This window comes from Leclercia sp. UBA7405, assembly GCF_037152215.1.
Taxonomy (GTDB): domain Bacteria; phylum Pseudomonadota; class Gammaproteobacteria; order Enterobacterales; family Enterobacteriaceae; genus Enterobacter; species Enterobacter pneumoniae.
The window spans coordinates 537,216-560,230 of the sequence record NZ_JBBCMR010000001.1; the positions used below are offsets into that span (position 1 = coordinate 537,216).

Consider the following 23,015-nt stretch of genomic DNA (forward strand, 5'->3'; position numbering starts at 1 on the left):
ATTTACTGACACTGCGCGGCAGCGTTAATAATGTGTGTTTTATCTTTCTTGTCCGTTAGCACGTAGTCCGCTACGCAGTGGTCGCGGGCATCCTGCCCCCAGCTGACGGTCAGATGTCCGCGCTGAGGTAAACCGGTAAGCCAGGTTTGGCCATCATTGCCTACGATAAACTCGTTATCCTTGTCCTCTGTTGTCACCGTTGCGCCAAAGGGCAGCGGCTTGCCGTTGTGCGTTAGCGTCATTAATACGCGTCGACCTACGCGGGTGCTAAAGGTGGCGCGTACTATCGCGCCGCGCGTCGGGGTCACCACCTGTGCCGCATGGGTCACATCGGCATCGTCCGGCAGGGTTTCCGTATTGAGTGCGATAGTGTTGTGGCGATAGGCGGTAACAAATGGCACCACGGTATAGCCGCGGAAGTCTGTTTCGACGCCGGTCTGGTTAGTCACTTCTGTTCCGTGGGTGCCCGGTGCTTTAACCAGCGCGATGGTTTCGCCCAGCGGCTGGCTCAGGGTCACGCCATTTGCATGGGCCACGACGCCCCCCTGCAGGCCAAGGTTGGCGGTGCGCTGGTACTTATCCTGACTGAGGCCGCCGCTGACTTCGCCATAGGTGGCTTTGTAATCGGCGTTCAGGCTGGTGGAACTGCCAGCGCCGGTATTGCTGAGCCCCTCCTGAACATTCCAGTTAAGGTTGTTCTGCGCCAGCGCCGTGCCGTTCAGGCCGAGCGTCTGGGTGGTGCCTTCTTTACTGTTATTCAGGTTGTAGCTGGCCCAGGTGTTGTGCATCCAGCGATCGAGCGGGAGAGAGACGCTCAGGGCGAAAAGATTGTCATTGCTGACCGAATCCCCGTTCTCATCGCTGTCGTGCGTATTTTTATTCAGACTGTAGCTCAGGCTGTAGGTCACCCCATCCCAGCTATTGTTGTAGCTGAGGCTCATGGAGGTCATATCCTGGTCCTGACTCCAGTAACGCTCTTTCACCAGACTCAGCGCGAAGGCGCCCCAGCCCTCCGGCAGCACCTGGTCGATGGTCGCTTCAGCGCGATCCTTGCGCTGTTCTGGCGCGCTCCAGTCGTCGGAACGGGTCCAGGACTCCATCGTCTCCTGTAGCGTATAGAACCCCTTGCTGTTGTAGCGATAGCCAGCCAGCGAAAAGTTGGTGCCTGTGCCGGCAAAATCTTTGCTATACCGCACGCGCCACGATCGACCCTGGCTGCGCTTTTGTTTTTTGAGCAACGCCTTCGCCCGGGTCACGTCGATGGAGAACGCACCCAGATCGCCAACGTTTTTACCGGTGCCCAGCGCCTGGGCCTGGTAATGGCTACTCTGCTGTACGCCGCCGTAGAGGGTCATTCCGTGCGATAAACCATAGATGGCGCTACCCTGGGCGAACGGCGTCTTTTCCACGTTGCTGTCATACGAGCGGTAACGCCCGGCGGTGACGCTGTAGCGCAGATGTTTTTCACGCTGCAAAACCGGCACTGAGGCGTAGGGCACCACGAAGTGGCGCTCGCTGCCGTCCGTCTCTTTCACCGTGACTTGCAGGTCGCCGCTGCTGCCGGTGGGGTAGAGATCATTTATCTCGAAGGCGCCCGGGGCGACGGTGTTCTGATAAATAACGTAACCGTTCTGGCGCACAACGACCTGCGCGTTACTGTGGGCGGTGCCGCGAATAATTGGGGCATAGCCTTTTTCGCTATCTGGCAGCATGTCGCTGTCGGAATTTAACTGCATCCCGGTATAAGAGACGCTATCAAAAACGTCGGCCGGGGAACTGCTCTGCCCCAGCGTCAGGTCGCTTTTCATCGCCACGATATCGCGCTGGGCATAGGTATAGACCGAAGAGAAATGGTGCTGCTCCTCGTGACCGGTGGTGCTGCGATTCCAGGTCGAGTAGTTACGTAAACGCCACGCGCCAAGGTTAAGTCCGGGGCGAAGGTTAACGTACTGGCTGCTGTTATCCGGTGTCCCTGGGATACGCGCCTGACTCTGGCTGGCCGTTGCGCTGTAGTTCAGCAAACCGGCGGTGATGCCTTCATCAAACTCCTTCGGGTCGATATAGCCACGCGGTATCTGGCCCAGCGCAGATTGTGGAATGCTCAATAGCAGCTGCTGGTGGCTGATACGAAAGGTGGCGGTCGCGGCGGGAATAGCGCCTAAATCGGCACACCCGCCTTTTGCGGTCAGTTGCGGAAAAAGGGAGGTCTTAATCCCCAGCTTTTTGAGTTCGTCCAGACTGAAGCAGGGTTGCAGCGTGCTATTACCTGCCTGCGCTTTGCGTAAAGTGAAGGTGACGTCGCGCGTAGCCATTTCAGTGTTATTAATGAAAATAGAGACCAGATATTTTCCAGGGGCCTGGCCGGGCCCTTTTTCATATATTGATAGATCGGTTTTCGCCTGCTGAGGATTATCAATATCCAGCAGCGCCGGGTTAAAGTAGTCATCCGCCGAACTTTGCTGCGCAATACAGAACATTACCAGCCCTATAAGCAGGGCCGGCAACGAAGGTATTTTCCAGGAGAACGGTTTTTTATGACTATACATAACGTATTGCGCCAGAGGCAGTAATTAGTTAATTGTTTTTGTCCATGTCTGGCTAATACTGCCGTAATCGGTAATGACCGAATACGCCAGGGTATTTCCGCTGCTATGGGCCGGCAGCGCGATATGGGTTTCGCCTTTCGGCACGGCCCAGGTCGCTTTTTTAACGTTGTGACCGTTCAGCGTCACGCTCTGGAAATTCATGTAAAACGGCGTGGGGTTATTCACCACCAGGTCATTTCCTTCCCGATGCCAGGACAACCGATCGGCAACGGCTTCCGGTTTGCCTTTCACGGCGGCAGGGCGGTAAATGAGCTTTATGCGGGTGTTGATAGCAATTTGCAGCGTGTTCACCCCATCCATTTTTTTAGAAGAGGGGATGGATTTAATATTTAGCCAGAAGAGTGATTCACGATCTTCGGGCAAGTTTCCCCCCGTACGCACGACACGTAATACATTCTCCTCATTGCCATCCAGACGAAACAGCGGAGGGGTGATCAGGAAAGGGGCTTTGGCCAGGTTTTTACCGCCGGCATCGACCCAGGACTGCACCAGATAATCCGTATCGTCTGGATTCGAAATACCAAGAGAAGATTCCTTTTTTTCTCCCTGATAGACCAGGCGCGTGCCGTTAATAATAACGCCGGCATGCGCTGTTGCGGCTACCAGTAAAAGAGAACTCAGTAAATAACCGTGACGCATAAATATATCTCAACGTGAATAAGAGATATCAGCCCTGACACAGGCTGATATCTCTGGAGGGATCATATCAGTTATAGATAACGGTAAAGGTCGAAACAGAATTAGCCGGGCCGGCTGTTACCGTAGGCCCTGTCTGGATATAACGTCCTGCAAATTCCAGATCGTTTACCGTACTTCCTGCCGTCAGTGGATATTGACGAGAAGGGGTGTATAAGCTGACCGGTTGATCGGTAGAGTCGAGCAATTGAATTGCCACGCCGGTCGCTGCGTCTGCATCGGGTGTCAATGCCAGCGCACTGTTGTTATCACTGTCCGGGGTGCCGCCAAAATTAATGGCAGCGGAGGTGACGGATTCCGGGCAATTCTTTAGCTGAATATCAAATCGTGTCGGCGTGCTGGTGGAGCCTGCACCGGTAAAGACCGTTTTAGAGACCTGGCCCAATTCGACATTCAGCGGGTTACTTATTCCATTCACGACCTGACAGGCGGAATCGATAATTTCGCCCGTAAAGTTAATTTGTCCTTCGCCATCTGTCGCCGCCAATGCGGATGCCGAACATCCTATTGTTGCAGCAATAAAAAAACCTAAAGCAACCTTGTTCATACGTAATCCTGATTGTGTTACCTCAACAACTTTTCGCTGCTTATTTAATCAGATTGTCCTTCTGTAAGAATCTTTTGCCCGAACCACTAATATTTCATTAAGCGCTTGCATTCTTTTTTTATTGAAAAAACAGCGCATTCAACGCGGCGGATAAAAAGCTTTCGGGGCGCTGTTTATCAGGGCTATAGTGTTTACATCATGCCGGAAGGAGAGATGCCGTGGATTATCGTAAAATTATCAAAGAGGTAGGTCGTGGAAAGAACCACGCCCGCGACCTGGATCAGGAGACCGCACGTGCGCTCTATAGCGCAATGCTTAATGACGAGGTACCTGACCTTGAGATGGGCAGCATCCTGATCGCGCTGCGAATCAAGGGTGAGGGCGAAGCAGAGATGCGTGGGTTTTATGAGGCGATGCAGTCACGCACCCTGCGCCTGACGCCGCCGGTGGCGAAACCGATGCCGATTGTGATCCCAAGCTATAATGGCGCGCGCAAACAGGCCAACCTCACGCCGCTTCTGGCCATCCTGCTTAATAAACTCGGCTTCCCGGTGGTGGTGCACGGCGTCAGTGAAGATCCTACCCGCGTGCTGACCGAAACCATTCTTGCACTCCTGGGCATTCAATCCACCCTGACGGCCGGGCAAGCTCAGGCCAAACTTGAAGGAAACCAGCCGGTTTATATTCCCGTCCATGCGCTTTGCCCGTCGCTGGACAAGCAGCTCGCCCTGCGCTGGCGGATGGGGGTTCGCAATAGCGCACATACCCTGGCAAAACTGGTGACCCCTTTTGAAGAGGACAAGGCGCTGCGTCTTTCCAGCGTGTCTCATCCGGAGTATGTCACCCGGGTGGCGAGCTTTTTCGCTGACATTGGCGGACGAGCGCTATTAATGCACGGCACGGAAGGGGAAGTGTATGCCAATCCGCAGCGCTGTCCGCAAATTACCCTGATTGAGCCGGCGGGTACGCGCGTGGTATGGGAAAGAGGCGAGGAGCAAAGCGAGGTGGTCTTGCCGGAGGGTAAAGATCCACAGGTGACCGCCCACTGGATCACCCAGTGCCTTTCTGGGCAGGTGCCGGTTCCGCACTCCATTAAGTTACAGCTAGCCTGCTGTCTGTTGGCCACCGGGCAGGTCGAGACGGTAGAAGCGGGTCTGGCTCGCGTCGCACAGTCATTTTAGGCAAAAAAAAAGCCCGTCCAATCCAGGACGGGCCAAAACAAGGGTAATAACAACAGGGTCAATGAGGGTTGGAGCAGTGATTCAGTAAAACAGGCGCTTATTTATAGATAACCGCGGTACCGCTAAGTTTGTTGTTGGTGTTCGCAGACGTAATGGTATAACCGCTTGCACCTGCCGCTGCGGCTTTCTGAGCCAGCTGCGCTTCAAGACCGTCCAGCGTGGTCGCACCTTCTGCGCTTACCACACCGATTTTATTCATGCCGCTTGCCTGAGAAGGCGAAACAGATTGTGCCGCAAAGGCACCAAAGGAAAGCGCAGACAGGGCAACAGCAGCAACAGCATATTTGATGGTTTTCATGGTTAATCTCTCGCAGGTTATTCTGTAAAGGGGACGATGTTCCGTCGATGTGATGAGTATCACGCTTTTTTGCGAAAGATAAAATCGAAGAGAATTGACGTCGTTGTTCGAAAAAATTGAATGACAAATAAGTTATTGAATATTAATAAATTCAGGACGCGTCTTTACGTATCTTCGCGCAGCGCTTTACAGACGAAACGGTAAGGGCACATTTTGCGAAACGCATGCTGAAATTTCGTGCACGCAAACGAAACCGCTTGCGTTGCGAAGAAGGGTAAAGAAAAGTCAGCGTAACTGGCTATCCTTAGATCCTCTGCGATTATATCCTGCATATCCGTTACTTTGTGAATCTTTATCCTGCTGACAGGTGATGCACAACCGTACCCCTGGCACTGCCTTGCGCCGCGCTTCAGGAATCGGGTCGCCGCACTCTTCACAGAATGCCAGACTTTCACCCTGCGGGATCTCGCCGCGCGCCCGCGCAACGGCATCTTCAATCGTACTGTTGATCTGTTGATTGACCGCGTCATCATTTGCCCAACCGGAAGCCATCGCATTACTCCTGCCTCTGTTAACCCTTCTTCAAATATGGGGTTAAAAAAGAGGCAGTCAAGGCGTGACATCAGATTTCAGACCACTCTCGCAGCAGGTTGTGATAGAGGTTGAGTAACGACAACACCTCCTCACTTTCACCGTGACGGGTGCGCAGCGTCTGGATATTGCGGTCCAGCTCGAAGAGCATCGCCCGTTTTTTATCGTCGCGGATCATCGACTGGATCCACATAAACGAGGCTACCCGCACGCCGCGCGTCACCGGGGTGACACAGTGCAGGCTGCTGGCGGGATAAAGAATCAGATCGCCGGCCGGTAGCTTCACGCTGTGCTGCCCGAAGGTGTCGTTGACCACAAGCTCGCCGCCATCGTAACTCTCGGGTTCACAGAGAAAGAGGGTGGCGGAGAGATCGGTTCGCATCCAGCCGCTTTGCGGATGGCTACGCACGGCACCATCCACGTGAAAGCCATAGGTCTCCTGCTGCTGATAGCGGTTAAACAGCGGGCTGGAGATTTGACGGGGCAGGGCGGCGGCAAAGAAGAGTGAGTGCTGATTGACGGCCTGTAGCACGGCGGACTGGAGCTTCTGGTACAACTCGCTCTGGGTATCGACCTGCTGATTATTTTTGACCTGCGCGCCCTGGTTGCCCACCGTCGCACGGCCATCGATCCAGGGGGCGAGCGCCAGCTGCGCGCGGAGCTGGGCGACTTCATCAGTCGTGAGTACGCCAGGAATGTGATACATCATAAGAACTTCTCCGGGAAGAGGCTGTGGGGAGAAAGGTGGGGCCGTAGCCCCACACGACATCAGAAGTGCATGTTGGCGGTTAACATCCAGGTACGTGGTTCGCCCGGATGGTAGCGATATCCGCTCTTGTTAATCGAAGAGACATACTCTTCATCAAACAGGTTATAGACGTTCAACTGCAGATCCAGATTGCGGTTGATGCGATAGCCCAGCTTCGCGTCGGCGACCCAGTAGCCTTCGCTGAAGGATGGTGTGCCCACGGCGCCATCGGTGCCGCGATGCATACTGCCGATGTAACGCGCGCCTGCGCCAACAGAGAGCGCATCGGTGGCCTGGTACTGGCTCCATAAGGTGAAGGCGTGCTCCGGGGTGTATGGCAGGGAGGAGCTGCCATCCTGCGCGACATCTTTACCGCTGCGCACCGAGGCGTGCTGCTGAGTATAGCCGCCGATAATTTGCCACTGCGGCGTAATATTCCCCACCGCCGACAGCTCGTAACCCTCTACGCGTTTTTTGCCGTACTGAGAGTAAGTGCCGTCTTCGTTTTGCTCCACTTCGTTTTCAATATCGGTACGGAACACCGCCGCCGAGAGCAGCAAGCGTTTATCCAGCAGCTCCCACTTGGTGCCAATCTCGCTGGTTTTCGCTTTCTGCGGTTTAAAGTCGGTACGGTTAGCGCTGCTACCGGTGCCCCCCTGGGCCAGCGCGAAATTGCTGCCCCCCGGTGGTTGCTGGGAGATGGCATAGTTGAGGTAAACATTGCCATTGTCGGTCAGGTGGTAGAGCGCACCCGCTTTCCAGTTCACCAGGTTACCGGATTTCGCCGTATCGACGGTGGTGACCGGCGACCCTTTTGCTACGCCCGTCGGGCAGGCGACCGCACCGCGCCCGGTACCGCCGCAGCTGCTGGCGCTGTCATATTCGGTACGGTAGCTGTCGAGACGAATACCGCCGTTCAGCTCAAAATCACGGGTAACTTGCAGGGTATCAAAAGCGTAAATGCCGAAGGTATCGGTCTGGCCGTTGGCATTCGCCCCATTGCGGTTGAGACCGCCAATATGCACGCTGCTGTCTGGGTGATAGAGATTGACCGCCGGCGGGGAAATGGCATTTACCCCGTAGTTGGTCTGGGTTTCGCGTGTGAACTCGACCCCTGTGCTGATGTCATGGCCCACCGATCCGGTAAAGAATTTGGTGGTCAGGTTGGTCTGGTTAGTCAGGATCTTATTGCTGACATCTTTGGTGTTGGCCAGGCGTGACCAGGTCCAGCTATCCACATTGTTAGGATCCGGCCGGGTAATGTTATTGGCGCCGCCCATCACCGCCGTCATCAGATAATCCTGCTTCACGCGCGACCAGCGGGTGGTGTTACGCAGGGTCGTGACGTCGTTGATGTCGTGTTCAAAGCGCAGGGTGGCGGTATCGGTGGTGGAGTCGTCGTAATCGGAATCCGTACCGTAGAAGTTATGGGTATCCACTTTGCCAGCGCCATTCAGCGCCGAAGTTGCGGCATTGGGGGCCGAGTAGCCCGGCAGACCCACGGTCGGAATGCCCCCGTCCGGAGTGTTGTGCTGCGTGACGTGGAGGTAGTTCAGATAGAGACGGTTTTCCGTACCCAGCCCCCATGCCAGCGACGGTGCCACACCGTAGCGTTCATTTTTAACGTTATCGCGGCCCGCGTCGTGGGTCTTTTCACCCATCAAATTGAGGCGAAACGCAGAGGTCTCGCCCATTGTCTGGTTGATATCCAGCGTGCCCCGGCGCATATAGGCGCTGCCGAGACTGGCTGAGGCGTCGATGCCCGAGTCCAGACGCGGCTGCTTGCTGATCATATTAATCGAGCCGCTTGGCGCGCTACGGCCATAATCGCTGCCGGACGGGCCCTTGATCACCTCGACCTGCTCCGTATTGAAGGTGTCTCGCGATACGCTGCTGATATCCCGAATGCCATCTACATAAATACTGTTTGAGGTGTCCACACCGCGCATATAGACCGCATCGCCGGTAGTCGAGTTACCATTCTCACCCGCAAAAAAGGCGCCGACGCCCGGCACGTTTTTCAGCGCATCGGTCAGGTTGGTCACCCCCTGATCCTTTAATACCTGCTCAGAGACCACCGTCATGGTGCGAGTGGTGTCGGCGATGGGGCGCGCAAACTTGGGATCGGCGGAGTGGGTGGGGGCATACAGAGAGGGCGGTTGAGCTTCAACCACCAGCGTATCGTCAGATTTTTTATCGGTTTGATCCGCAGCAATAGCGGTAGCGACAGGCGTCAGGCCGATACACAGGCCCGTGAAGAACGTCAGCGAAGAGAAGCTGCTGAACGGAGTATTGCGATTGTTTTCCATATTGTTTAGCGACTTATAATTTTTAGAATCACATTTCATTACGTCTATGCCACGCGAATACAGTAATGAACCTACAAATGATAATAATTGTGATAAACATTATCATTTGGCGTGACTTTTTATCACTCTCCTGAAAAAAATGAAATACATAAATTTACATTAGCTACTAAAAATCTTCACATTGCTGCACCGCTGCCAGCACCCTTATGCGCAGGGGTGACATCTTGTCTCTGAACTTTCCGTGCCTCTTTTCGGCGATAAATTATAATTCAGGACAGCAAGCCAGCTTAGGCTGCCTCTGGCGCAGTGCCTCTCGCTTTTGAATCTGGTCTAATGCGATGAGCAACAGGGGCAAATAAGGGCAATGCGATAACCCGAATGCGAGATCAGCTGTGCGACAACCTTAATGCGAGAGCGGGGGCGATATGTTCATCAGAGCTTATTTACAAGCGTCTGCAGAAGATCCCTGGGCCGATCGGGTGAAAGAGGTGCTGGACGGCTTTGTCCAGGCCCGGGGTCATCGTATTGCCAGCTACTATCGGGAAAATTTCGCTTCCCTCACGTCTGACCGCCCCGAGTTCGCGCGTCTGCTGGCAGAAAGCTTGCCGGGGGACATCCTGCTTATTGATCGTATTGATCGCTTAATCCGCCTGACGAGCCACGACTGGAGCCGTTTGACCAACCAGGTGACGCAGCACGGGCTACGGATCCTGAGCCTGGATCTCCCGGCGACCTGGCAGATGATGAGCGGCCCTTCAGATCCGGCGGTAGCGGTGGCGATTAATCATACCTTACTGGACACCCTGGCCGCTCTTGCCCAACAGGCACTGCAGCATCAGCGCGTTCGGCAACAGGAGGGTATTGCCCGGGCGCAACGTCTGGGTAAATTCAAAGGGAAGCCGCCGGATCGCGAGCGGCATAAAAAGGTGTTGTACTGTCGGCAGGTGAAAAAGATGAGTATTCAGGAGACTGCGCAGGCGACCGACTATAGCCCATCACAAGTTTGCCGTATTCAGGCTTTATATCGCCAGACGGAGAAACCTCTGGCAGAGCGAGAATAAAAATACTGCGCCCTAAGATGTCATGCCGATCAATCGAGCACGATTACACCACGCTTAACCGATCAGCATTACACCTAAAGATGCAGCCTCAATGGCCGGAAACTTACTTGTAAATAGTGGCAGTCCCGAACATTTTATTATCACCGCTGGCCGATTCCACGGTGAATCCTGTCGCACCCTGTTCACGGGCTTTTTCCGCCAGTTTACTCTGCAGGTCATCGAGATTGCTGGCCCCGGAAACGGAGACAGTGCCGGCGGGACGGAGCTGATTATTCGCATCACCACGCATAAGCGGTTCTGCCGCCAGGGCGGCGAATGATGCGCCCGCCAGCGTACCGGCGGCAAGCATTACGAGATATTTTTTCATGGTCACACCTCTTATCACTTCAGATGAGTCAAGGTAAGTGTAGGACGGCAATGCGTGTGATTCAGCGCAAAAAATTGATGGAGATATGCTTATTTTTTGAACGATATTTTTTGACAATTCAATGACAAATCATAGACATCCAGGCATTTGATTTTTGACGCTTTGTTCTCATGCGTAGAGAATGATTTACCCTTGTGCCAGCAAAGAGTATCTTACGCCGCTGTTTTAAAGGAGAACGCCATGACATCCCAGAAGCCGGGGTTGCACCCACGCAACCGCCATCACAGCCGTTACGACATGAATGCCCTTTGCCAGAGCTGTCCGGCGCTGCGCGATTTTATTATCTCGTCACCTGCGGGCGAGCCAACGGTGAACTTCGCCGATCCGCAGGCGGTAAAGACGTTAAATAAAGCGCTGCTGGCCCATTTTTACGGCGTCGCGCAGTGGGATATTCCGGAGGGCTATCTTTGCCCACCCGTACCTGGGCGCGCGGACTATATTCACCATCTGGCAGATCTGCTGGCGGCGGATCGCGGCGGCGTGGTACCTGCAGAGGCCACGGTGCTGGATGTCGGTACCGGCTCGAACCTTATCTACCCGCTGATTGGCGTCCATGAATACGGCTGGCGTTTCACCGGCAGCGAGATTGACCCGCAAGCTTTTGCCAGCGCCACGGCGATCATAAACCACAATCCGGGCCTGAGCCGTGCCATCCGTCTGCGTCGCCAAAAAGACGCCACGGCGATCTTCGCGGGCATCATTCATAAGAATGAGCACTACGATGCCACCCTCTGCAATCCCCCGTTCCATGACTCCGCCGAAGCGGCACGCGCGGGCAGCGAGCGCAAGCGTCGTAATCTCGGCCAGGCGGCGGATGGGGCGCTGAACTTTGGCGGCCAGCAGCAGGAGCTCTGGTGTGAAGGGGGCGAGGTCGCGTTTATCAGTAAGATGATCGCCGAGAGTGCGCAGTACGCAAGACAGGTTAAGTGGTTTACCACCCTGGTGTCGCGCGGTGAAAATCTGCCGCCGCTCTACCGTGCGCTGACGGCGGTCGGTGCGGTAAAAGTGGTGAAAAAAGAGATGGCCCAGGGTCAGAAGCAGAGCCGCTTCATCGCCTGGTCCTTCCTCGACGATAACAAACGTAGCCGTTAAAGCGTCGGCGCCTGTGGCGGCAGCGTGGGGGGAGCAGGGGAGGCCGGCGACGGCAGCACCTGATAGGTTTGAACCGGCATCCTGACGTCGGCCAGATCGAAGTGCTTCTTCACCATGCTGTCGAGAGCGAAACGCACCGTCCACTGCTTCAGCGGCTGGGTAGTGAAGGAGACGCGCAGCGTAAAGGCGGTATTCGTCAGCCCTACAATCCCGGCGAACGACGGCTCGCCGATAATCAGGCCCCGAATATCCTCCTGCTCCATCAGCTCGTCTACCGCCGCCTTTAACGCCCCTTTGGCCTTCTCCGCATCTTCATGGCGATCCACATCGTAATTGGCGACCACCGAGCCGATACCGCGAACAAAGTTGGCGAAGGTGGTAATCGAAGACCAGGGGATAATGTGATACGCCCCGGTATCTTGCCGTACCCCCACAGAGCGAATCGACATCCGCTCTACCGTGCCGGTTAACGGCCCAATCGTCACCAGATCGCCGGTGTTCATCCCGTTTTCAAACTGGATAAAGATCCCGGTGATAATGTCTTTGACCAGCGTCTGGGAGCCGAACGAAATCGCCAGCCCCAGCGCCCCGGCGCCGGCCAGCAGAGGAGCGATATTCACGCCGATCTCTGAGAGCACAATCATGATAGTGATAGTACTGATGATCACCGCCAGCGCGTTGCGGAACAGCGTCAGCAGCGTGCGGGCGCGGGCGCTGGGCAGCGGACGGCCATGAATGTCTGACACCAGCCGGTTTTCAATCAGGCTGGCGAGCAGCGTCCAGCCGACGGCAGAGAAGAAGAGGATCAGTGCAATGCGGATCACGATATCCACCGCTTTTTCCCCCGCGCCGTTGTGCAGCCAGTTCCAGAAATCAAACAAGCTCCAGGCATTGAGTAGCAGCATAATCGCCACCGCCACGCAGAGGATCCTGGCCACCTTCAGTGAGGCGGAAATCCAGCCGTTAAGCCGTTTTTGCAATTCCGGGTAGTTGCGCTGCACCTGCGGCGACAGGGTGATGGTTTTGGCCAGCCAGCGTGAAAGCAGGCCAGAGATAAAGGCCGCAATTCCGATAATCGCCAGGCTCTGGAAGGTGGCACCCATCATAAACTTCAGGCTGTTGCCGGGATCGAACAGCGAGAAGAAGCAGAGCACAATAAAGTAGGCGCAGGCCAGCCAGTGCCACACCAGCGCAAACGCGCGAATAAATAGACTGAAGAAGGATAAGGAGCGGTCAGCCAGGTGCAGCAGTCCCTCGGTAATGGCCCGCTTATTATGAAAGATAAGATAGAGCGCCCAGACGGTGATGCAGAGCATAATCAGCACGTTAGCCAGCGCCCCGATCTGCACATTGACCTGGTTGGAGATAATGGGCACCGCCACCAGCAGGCCATAACCAATGAGTCCGCTCAGGGTACTCAGGCGCAGCGACCAGTATTTTGCGGTCCGATCGTCGATGTTGAACGGACGTAGCTCCGGAACGTGAGGGCAAAATATTAGCCGTAGAATAGCTTTAAAGAATTCGATCAGCGCGAATGCGTTAAGGAACAACCCCTGCTGGAAGGCAATGGTTTTGTTACCGGCATGCAGGTTATCACTCAGCAACTGGCCGACGAAAAGGGTGAGTACCAGCAGCAGCAAGTCGATAATAAAGGCGGTGGTAATCATCAGCGGCAGATGTAGCCAGCTACTCTTCTCGCGGTTTTTCTTACGTCCCCACGCGCCCATTTTACGGTACAGCGGCCAGGCGCAAAGGCGCACCAGCCAGTAGAACGCAAAGACCAGCCCGGCGAGGATCAGGAAATGGCTGGCGGCATTGAGAAAGGTATCCGGATTAAACGCTTTGTGTGGGGAGCCAATCAGGTTGCGGTAGAGTTGCGCAAAGCGGGTTGCCAGCGCTTCGCCATAGTGACGCCCAACATCCGTGACATTCTCCAGCACCGTTTTCTCTTCTTCGATGGCCGGCGGCGTGATTTTGGGCGCCGTCTCCTGCGGCGGCGTGGCAGCCGCGGTACGCAACTGCCCGATCAACTCCTGACGTGACGCGTCATTTTCAAGGACATCCGCCAGAGCGGAGTAAGCCGCTTTCTTCTGTTCAACGTCGGGCTCTGCCGGGGCTGCCCCCTCTGCTGCCGGGGTCGTCCCCGTGGTGACGCCCGGAATAGTAATCGCCTGCGCAGGGGCACACAGCAGGCTAACAAGCAGCAACAGGATCCACGGCACGGCGTCCTCCGATGACAATATTCAGCAAAAAGATAAGTATAGATGGCGGGGGAGGGAGAAATGGTTTTGAGAACATTCCGGCGTAAAAAAGCCGGGCGAACCCGGCTTAGCGTATTAACAAAGCACCGTCAGGAGACGTGCTGCAGGAACTCCTGCAGACGCTGGCTTGGCGGATTCTCGATCAAGGTCTGCGGGTTGCCATCTTCAGCAATACGCCCTTTATCGATAAAGATCAGACGTGAAGCGACTTTCTCGGCAAAGCCGATTTCGTGGGTCACAATCACCATCGTCATCCCTTCTTCCGCCAGGTCCTGCATCACCTTCAGGACTTCATGGCGCAGTTCCGGGTCAAGCGCAGAAGTAGGCTCATCAAACAGCATCATCTTCGGCTTCACCGCCAGCGCGCGGGCAATCGCCACACGCTGCTGCTGACCACCGGAAAGTTCAGAAGGATAGTGGTGACCACGTTCGGCCAGGCCCACTTTCGCCAGCAGCTCTTTTGCCAGCTTCTCAGCTTCCGCTTTATTGGCACCGCGCACGCGCAGCGGGCCAAACATTACGTTTTCCAGCGCGGTCAGATGCGGGAAAAGGTAGAACTGCTGAAACACCATCCCCGCTTCCTGGCGGATAAGGCGTTCATCGACTTTCGGGTCATTAACCTTCAGACCATCGACAATCAGGTCGCCGCTGGTGATCTCTTCCAGTTTGTTAATGCAGCGCAGCAGCGTGGATTTACCGGAACCCGATGGGCCGATGATCACGACCACTTCGCCCGTTTCGATCTTCAGATCGATATTATGCAGCACCTGGGTCTGACCAAAGTGCTTGGAGACGTTTTTGAATTCAATCACAGGATTTTCATCCTTCTTTCCAGACGACGTAAAACAAAGCTCAGTGCCAGCGTAATAATCAGATAAACCACGGCAACGGCGGTCCAGATCTCGAGCGCACGGAAGTTACCGGCGATGATCTCCTGGCCCTGACGCGTCAGTTCGGCCACGCCGATCACAATGAACAGCGAGGTATCTTTAATGCTGATGATCCACTGGTTACCCAGCGGCGGCAGCATACGGCGCAGCGCCAGCGGCAGAATAACGTGGCGAATGGTCTCGCGGCGAGAGAGACCCAGGGCGAGGCCCGCTTCGCTAAAGCCTTTATGAATCGACAGCACTGCCCCACGGGTGATCTCCGCAATGTAGGCACCGGAGTTGATCATGATGGTGACCACGGCCGCGCTGAACGGATCGATACGCAGGTCAGTAAAGGCCATAGGCAGGGCGAAGTAGATGAACATCACCTGTACAACGATAGGTGTGCCACGAATGATTTCAATGAAAACCAGTGCGATGTGGTTGGCAATCCAGCCGCCGTAGGTGCGGGCGAAACCGGCGACGAGGCCGATAATCAGCCCGCCAATGAGACCGAGGACCGAAATCCACAGGGTCATTTTGGCGCCTTCAAGCAACAGAGGAATGGCGGGCCAGATGGCGCTCCAGTCAAACTCCATGATTAGTTCCTGTTTTTACCGTGGTGAAGACAACAGGGGGCGAAGCTCGCCCCCACAGAAGAGCAAACGCGTTATTATTTTGGTTCAGTACCGAACCATTTTTTATAAATTTCGTTATAAGTGCCGTTCTCACGCAGGGTTTTCAGCGCGCCGTTCACTTTAGTACGCAGATCGTCGCTGCCTTTCGGGAAGGCGATACCGTATTCCTGCGCTTCCAGAGACTCACCTACCGCCTTGAACTTGCCGTTGCCTGCGGTTTTGATGAAGTAAAGGATGTTCGGGGTGTCGTGCAGCACCGCGTCAGCGCGGTTGGTGCCCAATTCCATATAGGCGTTATCGATGTTCGGGAACTGACGCAGGTCTTTGGTTTTGATGTTTGCTTTTGCGTAGTCAACAGAACCGGTCCCGCTCTTCACCGCAACCACTTTACCGTCGAGATCTTTAGCGCTTTTCACATCGTTGTTATCGGCTTTGACCATCACCAACAGGCCGCTTTTGTAGTAGCCGTCAGAGAAGTCGATCGCTTTTTTACGCGCATCAGTAATAGTGATACCGGCCAGTGCCAGGTCCACGTTTTTGGTCTGCAGTGCCGGAACGATGCCGCTGAAATCCATTGGCTTCAGGGTGTAGTCCAGTTTCAGCTCTTTAGCGATAGCTGCCCACAGATCCACGTCAAAACCAACGTACTGGTCGCCTTGCTTGAATTCGAACGGAACAAATGCGGTGTCGGTGGCAACGATCAGTTTTTTATCAGCAGCCTGAGAAGAAACCGCGAAAGCCAGGGTCAGTGCAGCCAGTGAGACTTTTAATACAGACTTCATAGCATTTCCTTTTATATCCACGGGGCGATCCCCTGCGAGAACGAACGGCTATATGAAAAAATCGTGCCAACTTTGCAAGTGGTTGTTTCACAAAGGAGCTACACCAGAGTCTTGCGCATCCTGTGGTGCAATTTGCTTTCTTTGCACCACAATGGAGCACTGTTTTGGTGCAGGTGATTTTTGATCGCTATAGCCCTGCTATTAAGCGCATATATTGATGAAAAAACAATCTCGCGTTAACGATTGTGTGAGGTGATTATTACAAATCTGTCACTTTTGCCTGGCATATAGACGATTTGTTGCACCATAGATGTGCAAAACCCCCGCCGAAGCGAGGGTCAAAGGCTGAAAAACAAGGTATTACTCGATGTTAGCTTCGATGAACCACAGATACTGATCCAGGTCGCGAGACGCTGCGGTAAAGATATCAGCGGTATCTTCATCTTTGGCTTCGCCAATGGCTTTACGCACGTCGTTAGCGACTACGGCATAACGGTCTGCCAGCTCTTTCAGGTGATCCTGTACGCTGTGAATATCCAGCGGGTAGCTTTTCAACGGAGTTTTATTGTTGATAACCTGCGTGGTGCCCAGCGCCACGCCACCCAGCTGAACGGCACGCTCAGCCATGGTATCCATATGTGCAGTCAGTGAAGTACGGAAGCCATCCAGCATCTCATGTACGGCAATAAAGTTGGCGCCGCGCATATTCCAGTGGGCCTGTTTAGTAATCAGCGACAGGTCAATGAACTGGATCACCTGGCGATTCAGCAACTCGATTGTTGCTTTCTTATCGCTATCCGATACATCGTTGCGGGTATAAAGCAGATTAGACGCTTTCGTTTTAACCAGTTTAGCGGTACTCATAATCTCATATCCTCTTGATGTTTGTGTCCCAGGTAATTACTGGAGATAAGTATAGCACCACATTTTTAGCCTGCGACCCGGTACTGCCTATCGGTTTAATAGAAAGAATAATTAAGACTTATTAAAGGTCCTGAAAATCAGAGCCTTATAATATTTCGTTGTAAAAGATTCTTATTTATAAAAATCGGCAAGAGAGGAGAGGGAATATTTCCGATTGATGACAATTTGTGCGGGCATATTTAATTTCGCGCAATCTGGCTTATATTCTGCATGGCGCGTATTGGCCATGCAGAATTACCCGTCAGCGGTTGATATCTACCTCTTCGACCTTGCTTTCGCGCCGCAACGTCAGGGTTGAGCCCATCGACGCGGCAATAATAGAGCAGAGCGCCAGCGTCTGGGTAAAGGTGAGCGTTTCGCCGAGAAACACCATACCTGACATAGCCGCCAGCGCGGGCTCCATGCTCATCAGGGTGCCGAAGATACGCGTGGGCAGGCGGGTGAGCGCAATCATCTCCAGTGAGTAGGGGAGCGCTGTTGAAAGGACCGCGACCGCAAGCCCGACGGGCAAAATCGACCACTGCCAGATCGACTCGGTGGCCTGCGCCATCCCCAGCGGCACAAAGATGATAGCGGCAATCAGCGATCCCAGCGCCACCGTTGCGGGGCCATGCTCTTCCCCCGCACGCTGACCGGTAAGGATATATAAAGCCCAGCAGGCACCCGCGCCAAGCGCCAGCGCGGCACCGGTTAAATCCACATGCGCAATGTCCTGACCGAGGGGGAGCAGGAACCACAGTCCCAGTACCGCCAGCACCACCCAGACAAAGTCTACCGGGCGGCGCGAGGAGAAGAGCGCCACCGCCAGCGGGCCGGTAAACTCCAGCGCCACCGCAATTCCCAGCGGGACGGTCTGTATTGATAAATAGAAGAGGTAATTCATCGCCCCCAGCGACAGGCCATAAAAGAGCAGCGGCAGGCGCTGTGATTTTTCAAAACGCAGACGCCAGGGCTTAAAGATAATTACCAGGATAAGCGTGCCGAGCGCAATACGCAGCGCCGTTACGCCCGGCGCGCCGATCACGGGAAAAAGAGATTTCGCCAGCGATGCGCCGCTCTGGATAGACAACATGGCGATAAGAATTACGACAACCGGCATCCAGACCGGCGATTTGCGGGGCAACCCAGGCATCCTTTCTCCTGTCAATTTATGTCAAACGAAGTAAAGGTGGCAGTGTAATTGAAATAAGCTGTCGCGGTTGAGACTTCGTTGAAAAAAAGTTCCCTGAAATCCGTAGAATGGCATTCATAGACCGGGCTTATTGCCAAGCAGTTTAGGAATAGTCTGGATGAATGTATTGAATCTGACGCGCACTATTACATTTTTGGGATGTATTTTCGGTGAGATTTGAAAGAGATAACTGATTATGGAAATAATTAGTTACACCAAAAGGGCCGTTAGACATCACTAATCAGAAAGAGTTTCACAAGAATTTTTGATATATTTAAAACTTACGGACTTACTTGAAGCACATTTGAGGTGGTTATGAAAAAAATTGCATGTCTTTCAGCACTGGCAGCCGTTCTGGCCGTTTCCGCAGGCACCGCAGTAGCGGCAACTTCTACCGTTTCCGGTGGTTACGCTCAGAGCGATATGCAGGGCGTTATGAACAAAACTAACGGCCTGAACCTGAAATACCGCTACGAGCAGGACAACAACCCACTGGGTTGGATCGGCTCCTTCACCTACACCGAAAAAGATCGCTCTTCCGGTGATGTGTATAACAAAGCACAGTACTACGGCATCACCGGTGGTCCTGCTTTCCGTCTGAACGACTGGGCAAGCATCTACGGTGTAGTGGGTGTGGGTTACGGTAAATTCCAGCAGACTTCCGACACCGGTCTGGTTCGCTCTTCTGACGACACCAGCGATTACGGTTTCTCCTACGGTGCAGGTATGCAGTTTAACCCAATCGAAAACGTTGCGCTGGACTTCTCCTATGAGCAGAGCCGCATCCGTAACGTTGACGTTGGCACCTGGATCGCGGGCGTAGGTTACCGCTTCTAATCACTCCGGTGAGCCAATAAAAAATCCGCCCCTGTGGCGGATTTTTTTGTCTTCAACAACCCAATCCTTACCGACTTTGGGTGGCGAAAATGTCGCTCCCCAGATGGTTATAGTCCACTTTCTGCAACTTGAAGTTCGTGACATAGACCGGCGGTGCCTTTTGGCTGGAGATAAAGCGGTAGTGACTGGCGATCTCTTTTGCCTGAATTCCCGTCCACTGAGAGAAGAAGCTCAGGAAATCGTTCGCCGAGCGGCGGGCCTTGATGATGCGGTGGCTCTTATCGTCGCTGGAGATCACCATAAAAGGCACCTGGAAGTTTTGCTGGAAGGCGTCATCATGGGCCAGATACTGCACCGCTTTACCGCGCTCTTTAAACGCCAGCCCGTGATCGGAAAAATAGACCATCGAGAAACTGTCGCCCGTATTTTGCAACTGGCTATACAGCTGACTTAACAGCTGGTCGGTCTGCGTCATGGTATAGAGGTAACAGGAGGTCTCTTTCGACTGCACAAACTCGGCGTATTTGCCTTTGGTGCGATCACAGGCCTGTGGGTGCGAGCCCATCAGATGCAGCACAATAAGCTGCGGCTGCGTACGATGCGTGCTGAAAACCTGCGCAGTCATCTTCAGCAGTGCCTCATCCTGGGTATTTTTATCGGCTTCAAAATCACCGCTCTTCAGGAACTGCACCTCGTCGGCACGCTTAGCAATACTGGCGATGGCGGTATCATATTCGCCAATCTGGCCCTGATTGGAAAACCACCAGCTCTGGAAGCCGGCACGGTTCGCCAGGGTGACGAAGTTATCCTGATACTGGGGTTTGTTATCCACTACCCGATTAAGCGTCAGCCCCAGTGACTTCTGCGTAGAGCCGCTGGCGGCAATATAATCGGTAAACAGGGTGCCATTCACCGCACTGGCAAAAGGCGTGTTGTTCCAGTGGCCGCCAAAGGCGCCCAGCGCATCGCGGCGAGCGCTTTCGCCTATCACCACCATATAGATGTGATATTTCGGCTTCACCGCCGTCACGTTCCAGGTATCTTTCATCTGCGACAATGCGCTCATGCGCGCCTGTTCGTCGATCACTTCCTGGTTGTTCACCACCACATCTTTCACAAAACGGAAGACCGGGTAGCCGCTATCTTTCAGCCTGAAGACGCCACCCCATGCCAGGTTCTGCACCGGGGCGACAAAAAAGGCGGCAAGGCTGACGGCCAGGTAGAGGCTGTCCAGTCTGTTCCACCCTTTTTTGGCTTCGGGTTTACGTCGCACAGCAATAACGCCCAGCGCAAAGATAAACAGGCCAACCACATAGCTGTACCAGGGGAAGATGGTCAGGATCTCTGTCGACTCCTCCATATTGGTGGAGTGCATCGCCAGCAGGGTATTAAAGTTGGGTGCCCCATAGGCCTGAGAGAAGGGGAAGTACATTGCCCCCACCAGCGAGCAGATGCCCAGCAGCCCTTTCTGCACGCGCGGTGCGCTACGCCACAGCAACAGCAATACGCAGGTAAAGGCCACCGCGTAGAGCAGACTGAAAGGGTAGCCCAGCGCAAAATTAATCAGCAGTGATTGTAAAAAGTAGAATCCCGTCCACGGGCTTAAGGCCCGGCCGCGGGTCACAAGTGATTCTTTCAGGGTTAAATTCATAGGTCACAATCATGAAAACGCCATGTGCTCACCCTGGCGCCAAGGGTCAAAACCTGCCTGAGAGTGCGGAGAAGGGGAATTGGGGTCCGCGTCTGCGAGCCGCAAATAGTGCAGGGCTGCAAGAAGATAGTGCCAGCGGCGATGAAGGTCAACAGCTATAAAGGGGATGTTTTGCGAAGAGGGCTACAAATCCGTAAAAAAGATCCGGCAATTTGCCTTACGGCCCAGTCTACAAAGGAAGTGTGACAAAAAAATGAAGCGGCGTACCGCGACGCCGCCTAGCGGGAAGGTTTATCGTTCTGCTGTGATTTGCCAGTAATCATGTCGCAAATCATGTTCAGCAGCATTAAGCGTACTGTGAATGGGGAGTGGCTAAACACCTGTATACACCTCTTGAATTCGTTCATCTCAACCTCCTGATGAATGATCCCTTCGATCCTTGAAGGTGACTGCATTACATACAGATATAGCACAGGCTATATTTTATAGCTATGGCTATTACGTTAATTTTTTGTGCTTGTTCACGCATGGTTTACAATGGCCGCACTTGAATTGCGCTGCTGGAAGCGTCACCCCCATTGAGGAAGCACAATGACCCATCGTGCAGGTAAAACCACGACAAGAAAAAAGACGCAGCTGGTAAATGTTGAAGAACACGTTGAAGGATTTCGTCAGGTTCGCGAAGCGCATCGTCGCGAGCTGATTGATGATTATGTTGAGCTGATTTCCGATCTGATCCGTGAGGTGGGCGAAGCACGCCAGGTCGATATGGCCGCGCGTCTCGGCGTCTCCCAACCGACGGTGGCAAAAATGTTGAAAAGACTCGCCTCGGTGGGGTTGATCGAGATGATCCCCTGGCGCGGCGTTTTCTTAACCCCTGAAGGTGAGAAACTGGCGCAGGCCAGCCGCGAACGCCATCAGATTGTGGAAAACTTCCTGCTGGTGCTGGGCGTCAGCCCCGATACTGCCCGCCGCGATGCGGAGGGGATGGAACACCACGTTAGCGAAGAGACTCTGCAGCAATTCAGCGAGTTTACCCGCAAATACGGACCTGCCTCTGAATGACCCTTCCAGGCCTGGGGGCACTGGCCCGCGATCGTTTCTTTCATCTGTTAGTCTTGATTGGCGTCGGGCTCAGTTTTTGCGTTCCTTTCGCCCCCCAGCGCTGGCCTGCCGCTATTGACTGGCACACCATCATTACCCTGAGCGGGCTGATGATGCTCACCAAAGGGGTAGAGCAGAGCGGCTTTTTCGACGTGCTGGGACGCAAAATGGTTCGTCGCTTCGCCACGGAACGCCGCCTGACGCTGTTTATGGTCTTCTCGGCGGCACTGCTCTCCACTTTTCTGACCAACGACGTGGCGCTGTTCATCGTGGTGCCCCTGACGCTAACGCTGCGCAAGCTCTGCGAGATCCCGGTCAATCGATTGATCATCTTCGAAGCGCTGGCGGTCAACGCCGGTTCACTGTTAACCCCGATCGGGAACCCGCAGAACATTCTCTTATGGGGACGCTCTGGCCTGTCGTTTGCCGCCTTTAGCTGGCAGATGGCGCCCCTGGCGGCGGTAATGATGGTTACGCTGGGGGTGATGTGCTGGTTTGCTTTCCCGGCAAAACCGCTGCAGTACCATACCGGCACGGCGGCCACGCAGGCGTCACCGCGTCTGGCGTGGAGCTGCCTGGCGCTCTACCTGGTCTTTCTGGTGGCGCTCGATCTGAAACAAGAGCTGTGGGGGGCGCTGCTGGTAGCCGGCGGCTTCTTACTGCTGGCGAGGCGCGTCCTGGTAAGCGTCGACTGGACGCTGCTGTTGGTCTTTATGGCGATGTTTATTGATGTGCATTTGCTGATTCAGGTGCCGGCGCTGCAGGGTGTGCTGCAAAACGTAACCCATTTGTCGCAGACGGGATTGTGGATCACCGCTATAGGGCTGTCACAGGTGATAAGCAACGTACCTTCGACCATACTGCTGCTCAACTATGTCCCCCCCAGCGCACTGCTGGCCTGGGCCGTCAACGTCGGCGGTTTCGGGCTTCTGCCCGGTTCCCTCGCCAACCTGATTGCCCTGCGGATGGCGAACGATCGCCGTATCTGGTGGCGCTTCCACCTCTGGTCAATCCCGATGCTGGTCTGGGCATCGCTGGTCGGATTCGGACTATTCCTTCTCATATAATGCGCAATTTGTCAGTTTTTCCTGGCAAATGTATAGCAACGTCCTAGCTTTATTGAACGGCATAGTGTGATGCCGCTCACTGACAGGACCGTTGC

Annotated in this window: 22 protein-coding genes; 6 read left to right on the top strand and 16 right to left on the bottom strand. The window is 54.4% G+C overall.

The window, feature by feature from the left end; all coding sequences use genetic code 11:
- Positions 1-2: 2 nt before the first annotated feature.
- The 3 genes from WFN75_RS02635 to WFN75_RS02645 all read right to left on the bottom strand — a co-directional run bounded on the left by WFN75_RS02635 (position 3) and on the right by WFN75_RS02645 (position 3,849).
- Positions 3-2,546 carry a fimbria/pilus outer membrane usher protein gene (locus WFN75_RS02635; RefSeq protein WP_336995575.1) on the bottom strand — a complete coding sequence of 848 codons (2,544 nt, stop codon included), beginning with the start codon at positions 2,544-2,546 and terminating at the stop codon, positions 3-5.
- A 24-nt stretch (positions 2,547-2,570) separates the two neighbouring features.
- Positions 2,571-3,245, bottom strand: coding sequence for a fimbrial biogenesis chaperone (locus tag WFN75_RS02640; protein ID WP_263617095.1), 675 nt, complete (start codon positions 3,243-3,245; stop codon positions 2,571-2,573).
- Between the two features lie 67 nt (positions 3,246-3,312).
- Positions 3,313-3,849, bottom strand: coding sequence for a fimbrial protein (locus WFN75_RS02645; protein ID WP_212477388.1), 537 nt, complete (start codon positions 3,847-3,849; stop codon positions 3,313-3,315).
- 218 nt (positions 3,850-4,067) lie between these two features.
- On the opposite strand from WFN75_RS02645, the gene ybiB reads away from it, so the two are divergent.
- On the top strand, positions 4,068-5,030 hold the full coding sequence (gene ybiB / locus WFN75_RS02650) for a DNA-binding protein YbiB (RefSeq protein ID WP_336995576.1): 963 nt from the start codon (positions 4,068-4,070) through the stop codon (positions 5,028-5,030).
- A 97-nt stretch (positions 5,031-5,127) separates the two neighbouring features.
- Here ybiB and ybiJ read toward each other — a convergent pair whose 3' ends face one another.
- The 4 genes from ybiJ to WFN75_RS02670 form a co-directional block, all read right to left on the bottom strand.
- A complete protein-coding gene (gene ybiJ / locus WFN75_RS02655; RefSeq protein ID WP_040076463.1) occupies positions 5,128-5,388 on the bottom strand; it encodes a DUF1471 family protein YbiJ in 261 nt (86 codons plus the stop codon).
- Positions 5,389-5,673: 285 nt separating this feature from the next.
- Entirely contained in the window at positions 5,674-5,940 is a 267-nt protein-coding gene (locus WFN75_RS02660; protein ID WP_212477390.1) for a DksA/TraR family C4-type zinc finger protein, read from the bottom strand.
- A gap of 70 nt (positions 5,941-6,010) precedes the next feature.
- Positions 6,011-6,688, bottom strand: coding sequence for a PKHD-type hydroxylase YbiX (ybiX, locus tag WFN75_RS02665; RefSeq protein ID WP_336995577.1), 678 nt, complete (start codon positions 6,686-6,688; stop codon positions 6,011-6,013).
- 59 nt (positions 6,689-6,747) lie between these two features.
- Positions 6,748-9,036: a catecholate siderophore receptor Fiu gene (locus WFN75_RS02670; RefSeq protein ID WP_336995578.1), complete on the bottom strand. Its 2,289-nt coding sequence runs from the start codon at positions 9,034-9,036 to the stop codon at positions 6,748-6,750.
- 425 nt (positions 9,037-9,461) lie between these two features.
- Between WFN75_RS02670 and WFN75_RS02675 the strand changes: the two genes are divergently transcribed.
- Complete coding sequence (locus WFN75_RS02675) at positions 9,462-10,097, top strand: recombinase family protein (RefSeq protein WP_336995579.1); 636 nt, start codon at positions 9,462-9,464, stop codon at positions 10,095-10,097.
- A 103-nt stretch (positions 10,098-10,200) separates the two neighbouring features.
- Here WFN75_RS02675 and mcbA read toward each other — a convergent pair whose 3' ends face one another.
- Entirely contained in the window at positions 10,201-10,464 is a 264-nt protein-coding gene (gene mcbA / locus WFN75_RS02680; protein ID WP_046886924.1) for a DUF1471 family periplasmic protein McbA, read from the bottom strand.
- 240 nt (positions 10,465-10,704) lie between these two features.
- Here mcbA and rlmF point away from each other — a divergent pair, with 240 nt between their 5' ends.
- Positions 10,705-11,616 carry a 23S rRNA (adenine(1618)-N(6))-methyltransferase RlmF gene (gene rlmF / locus WFN75_RS02685; RefSeq protein WP_336995580.1) on the top strand — a complete coding sequence of 304 codons (912 nt, stop codon included), beginning with the start codon at positions 10,705-10,707 and terminating at the stop codon, positions 11,614-11,616.
- Here the strand turns inward: rlmF and ybiO are convergent.
- The 6 genes from ybiO to rhtA all read right to left on the bottom strand — a co-directional run bounded on the left by ybiO (position 11,613) and on the right by rhtA (position 18,222).
- Positions 11,613-13,838, bottom strand: a complete 2,226-nt coding sequence (gene ybiO / locus WFN75_RS02690) for a mechanosensitive channel protein (RefSeq protein WP_046886923.1) — start codon at positions 13,836-13,838, stop codon at positions 11,613-11,615. The genes rlmF and ybiO overlap by 4 nt on opposite strands.
- Before the next feature lie 128 nt (positions 13,839-13,966).
- On the bottom strand, positions 13,967-14,689 hold the full coding sequence (glnQ, locus tag WFN75_RS02695) for a glutamine ABC transporter ATP-binding protein GlnQ (protein ID WP_040076456.1): 723 nt from the start codon (positions 14,687-14,689) through the stop codon (positions 13,967-13,969).
- Entirely contained in the window at positions 14,686-15,345 is a 660-nt protein-coding gene (glnP, locus tag WFN75_RS02700) for a glutamine ABC transporter permease GlnP (RefSeq protein ID WP_040076455.1), read from the bottom strand. The genes glnQ and glnP overlap by 4 nt, the downstream gene beginning before the upstream one ends.
- 74 nt (positions 15,346-15,419) lie before the next feature.
- Entirely contained in the window at positions 15,420-16,166 is a 747-nt protein-coding gene (gene glnH / locus WFN75_RS02705; RefSeq protein ID WP_040076454.1) for a glutamine ABC transporter substrate-binding protein GlnH, read from the bottom strand.
- A 360-nt stretch (positions 16,167-16,526) separates the two neighbouring features.
- Positions 16,527-17,030 (bottom strand): DNA starvation/stationary phase protection protein Dps, encoded by a 504-nt coding sequence (dps, locus tag WFN75_RS02710; protein ID WP_040076453.1) that lies wholly within the window; start codon positions 17,028-17,030, stop codon positions 16,527-16,529.
- 301 nt (positions 17,031-17,331) lie between these two features.
- Positions 17,332-18,222, bottom strand: coding sequence for a threonine/homoserine exporter RhtA (gene rhtA, locus WFN75_RS02715; protein ID WP_046886922.1), 891 nt, complete (start codon positions 18,220-18,222; stop codon positions 17,332-17,334).
- A 354-nt stretch (positions 18,223-18,576) separates the two neighbouring features.
- Here rhtA and ompX point away from each other — a divergent pair, with 354 nt between their 5' ends.
- Positions 18,577-19,098: an outer membrane protein OmpX gene (gene ompX / locus WFN75_RS02720; RefSeq protein WP_207293289.1), complete on the top strand. Its 522-nt coding sequence runs from the start codon at positions 18,577-18,579 to the stop codon at positions 19,096-19,098.
- A gap of 67 nt (positions 19,099-19,165) precedes the next feature.
- Here ompX and WFN75_RS02725 read toward each other — a convergent pair whose 3' ends face one another.
- On the bottom strand, positions 19,166-20,749 hold the full coding sequence (locus WFN75_RS02725) for a phosphoethanolamine transferase (RefSeq protein ID WP_336995581.1): 1,584 nt from the start codon (positions 20,747-20,749) through the stop codon (positions 19,166-19,168).
- Positions 20,750-21,027: 278 nt separating this feature from the next.
- Positions 21,028-21,156: a manganase accumulation protein MntS gene (gene mntS, locus WFN75_RS02730; protein ID WP_046886919.1), complete on the bottom strand. Its 129-nt coding sequence runs from the start codon at positions 21,154-21,156 to the stop codon at positions 21,028-21,030.
- Positions 21,157-21,340: 184 nt separating this feature from the next.
- On the opposite strand from mntS, the gene mntR reads away from it, so the two are divergent.
- Both mntR and WFN75_RS02740 read left to right on the top strand, forming a co-directional pair.
- Positions 21,341-21,814: a manganese-binding transcriptional regulator MntR gene (gene mntR / locus WFN75_RS02735; RefSeq protein ID WP_040076448.1), complete on the top strand. Its 474-nt coding sequence runs from the start codon at positions 21,341-21,343 to the stop codon at positions 21,812-21,814.
- The gene (locus tag WFN75_RS02740) at positions 21,811-22,920 is read left to right on the top strand and encodes an anion transporter (protein WP_046886918.1); all 1,110 of its coding nucleotides are present in this window, start codon (positions 21,811-21,813) and stop codon (positions 22,918-22,920) included. The genes mntR and WFN75_RS02740 overlap by 4 nt, the downstream gene beginning before the upstream one ends.
- Positions 22,921-23,015 lie beyond the last annotated feature (95 nt).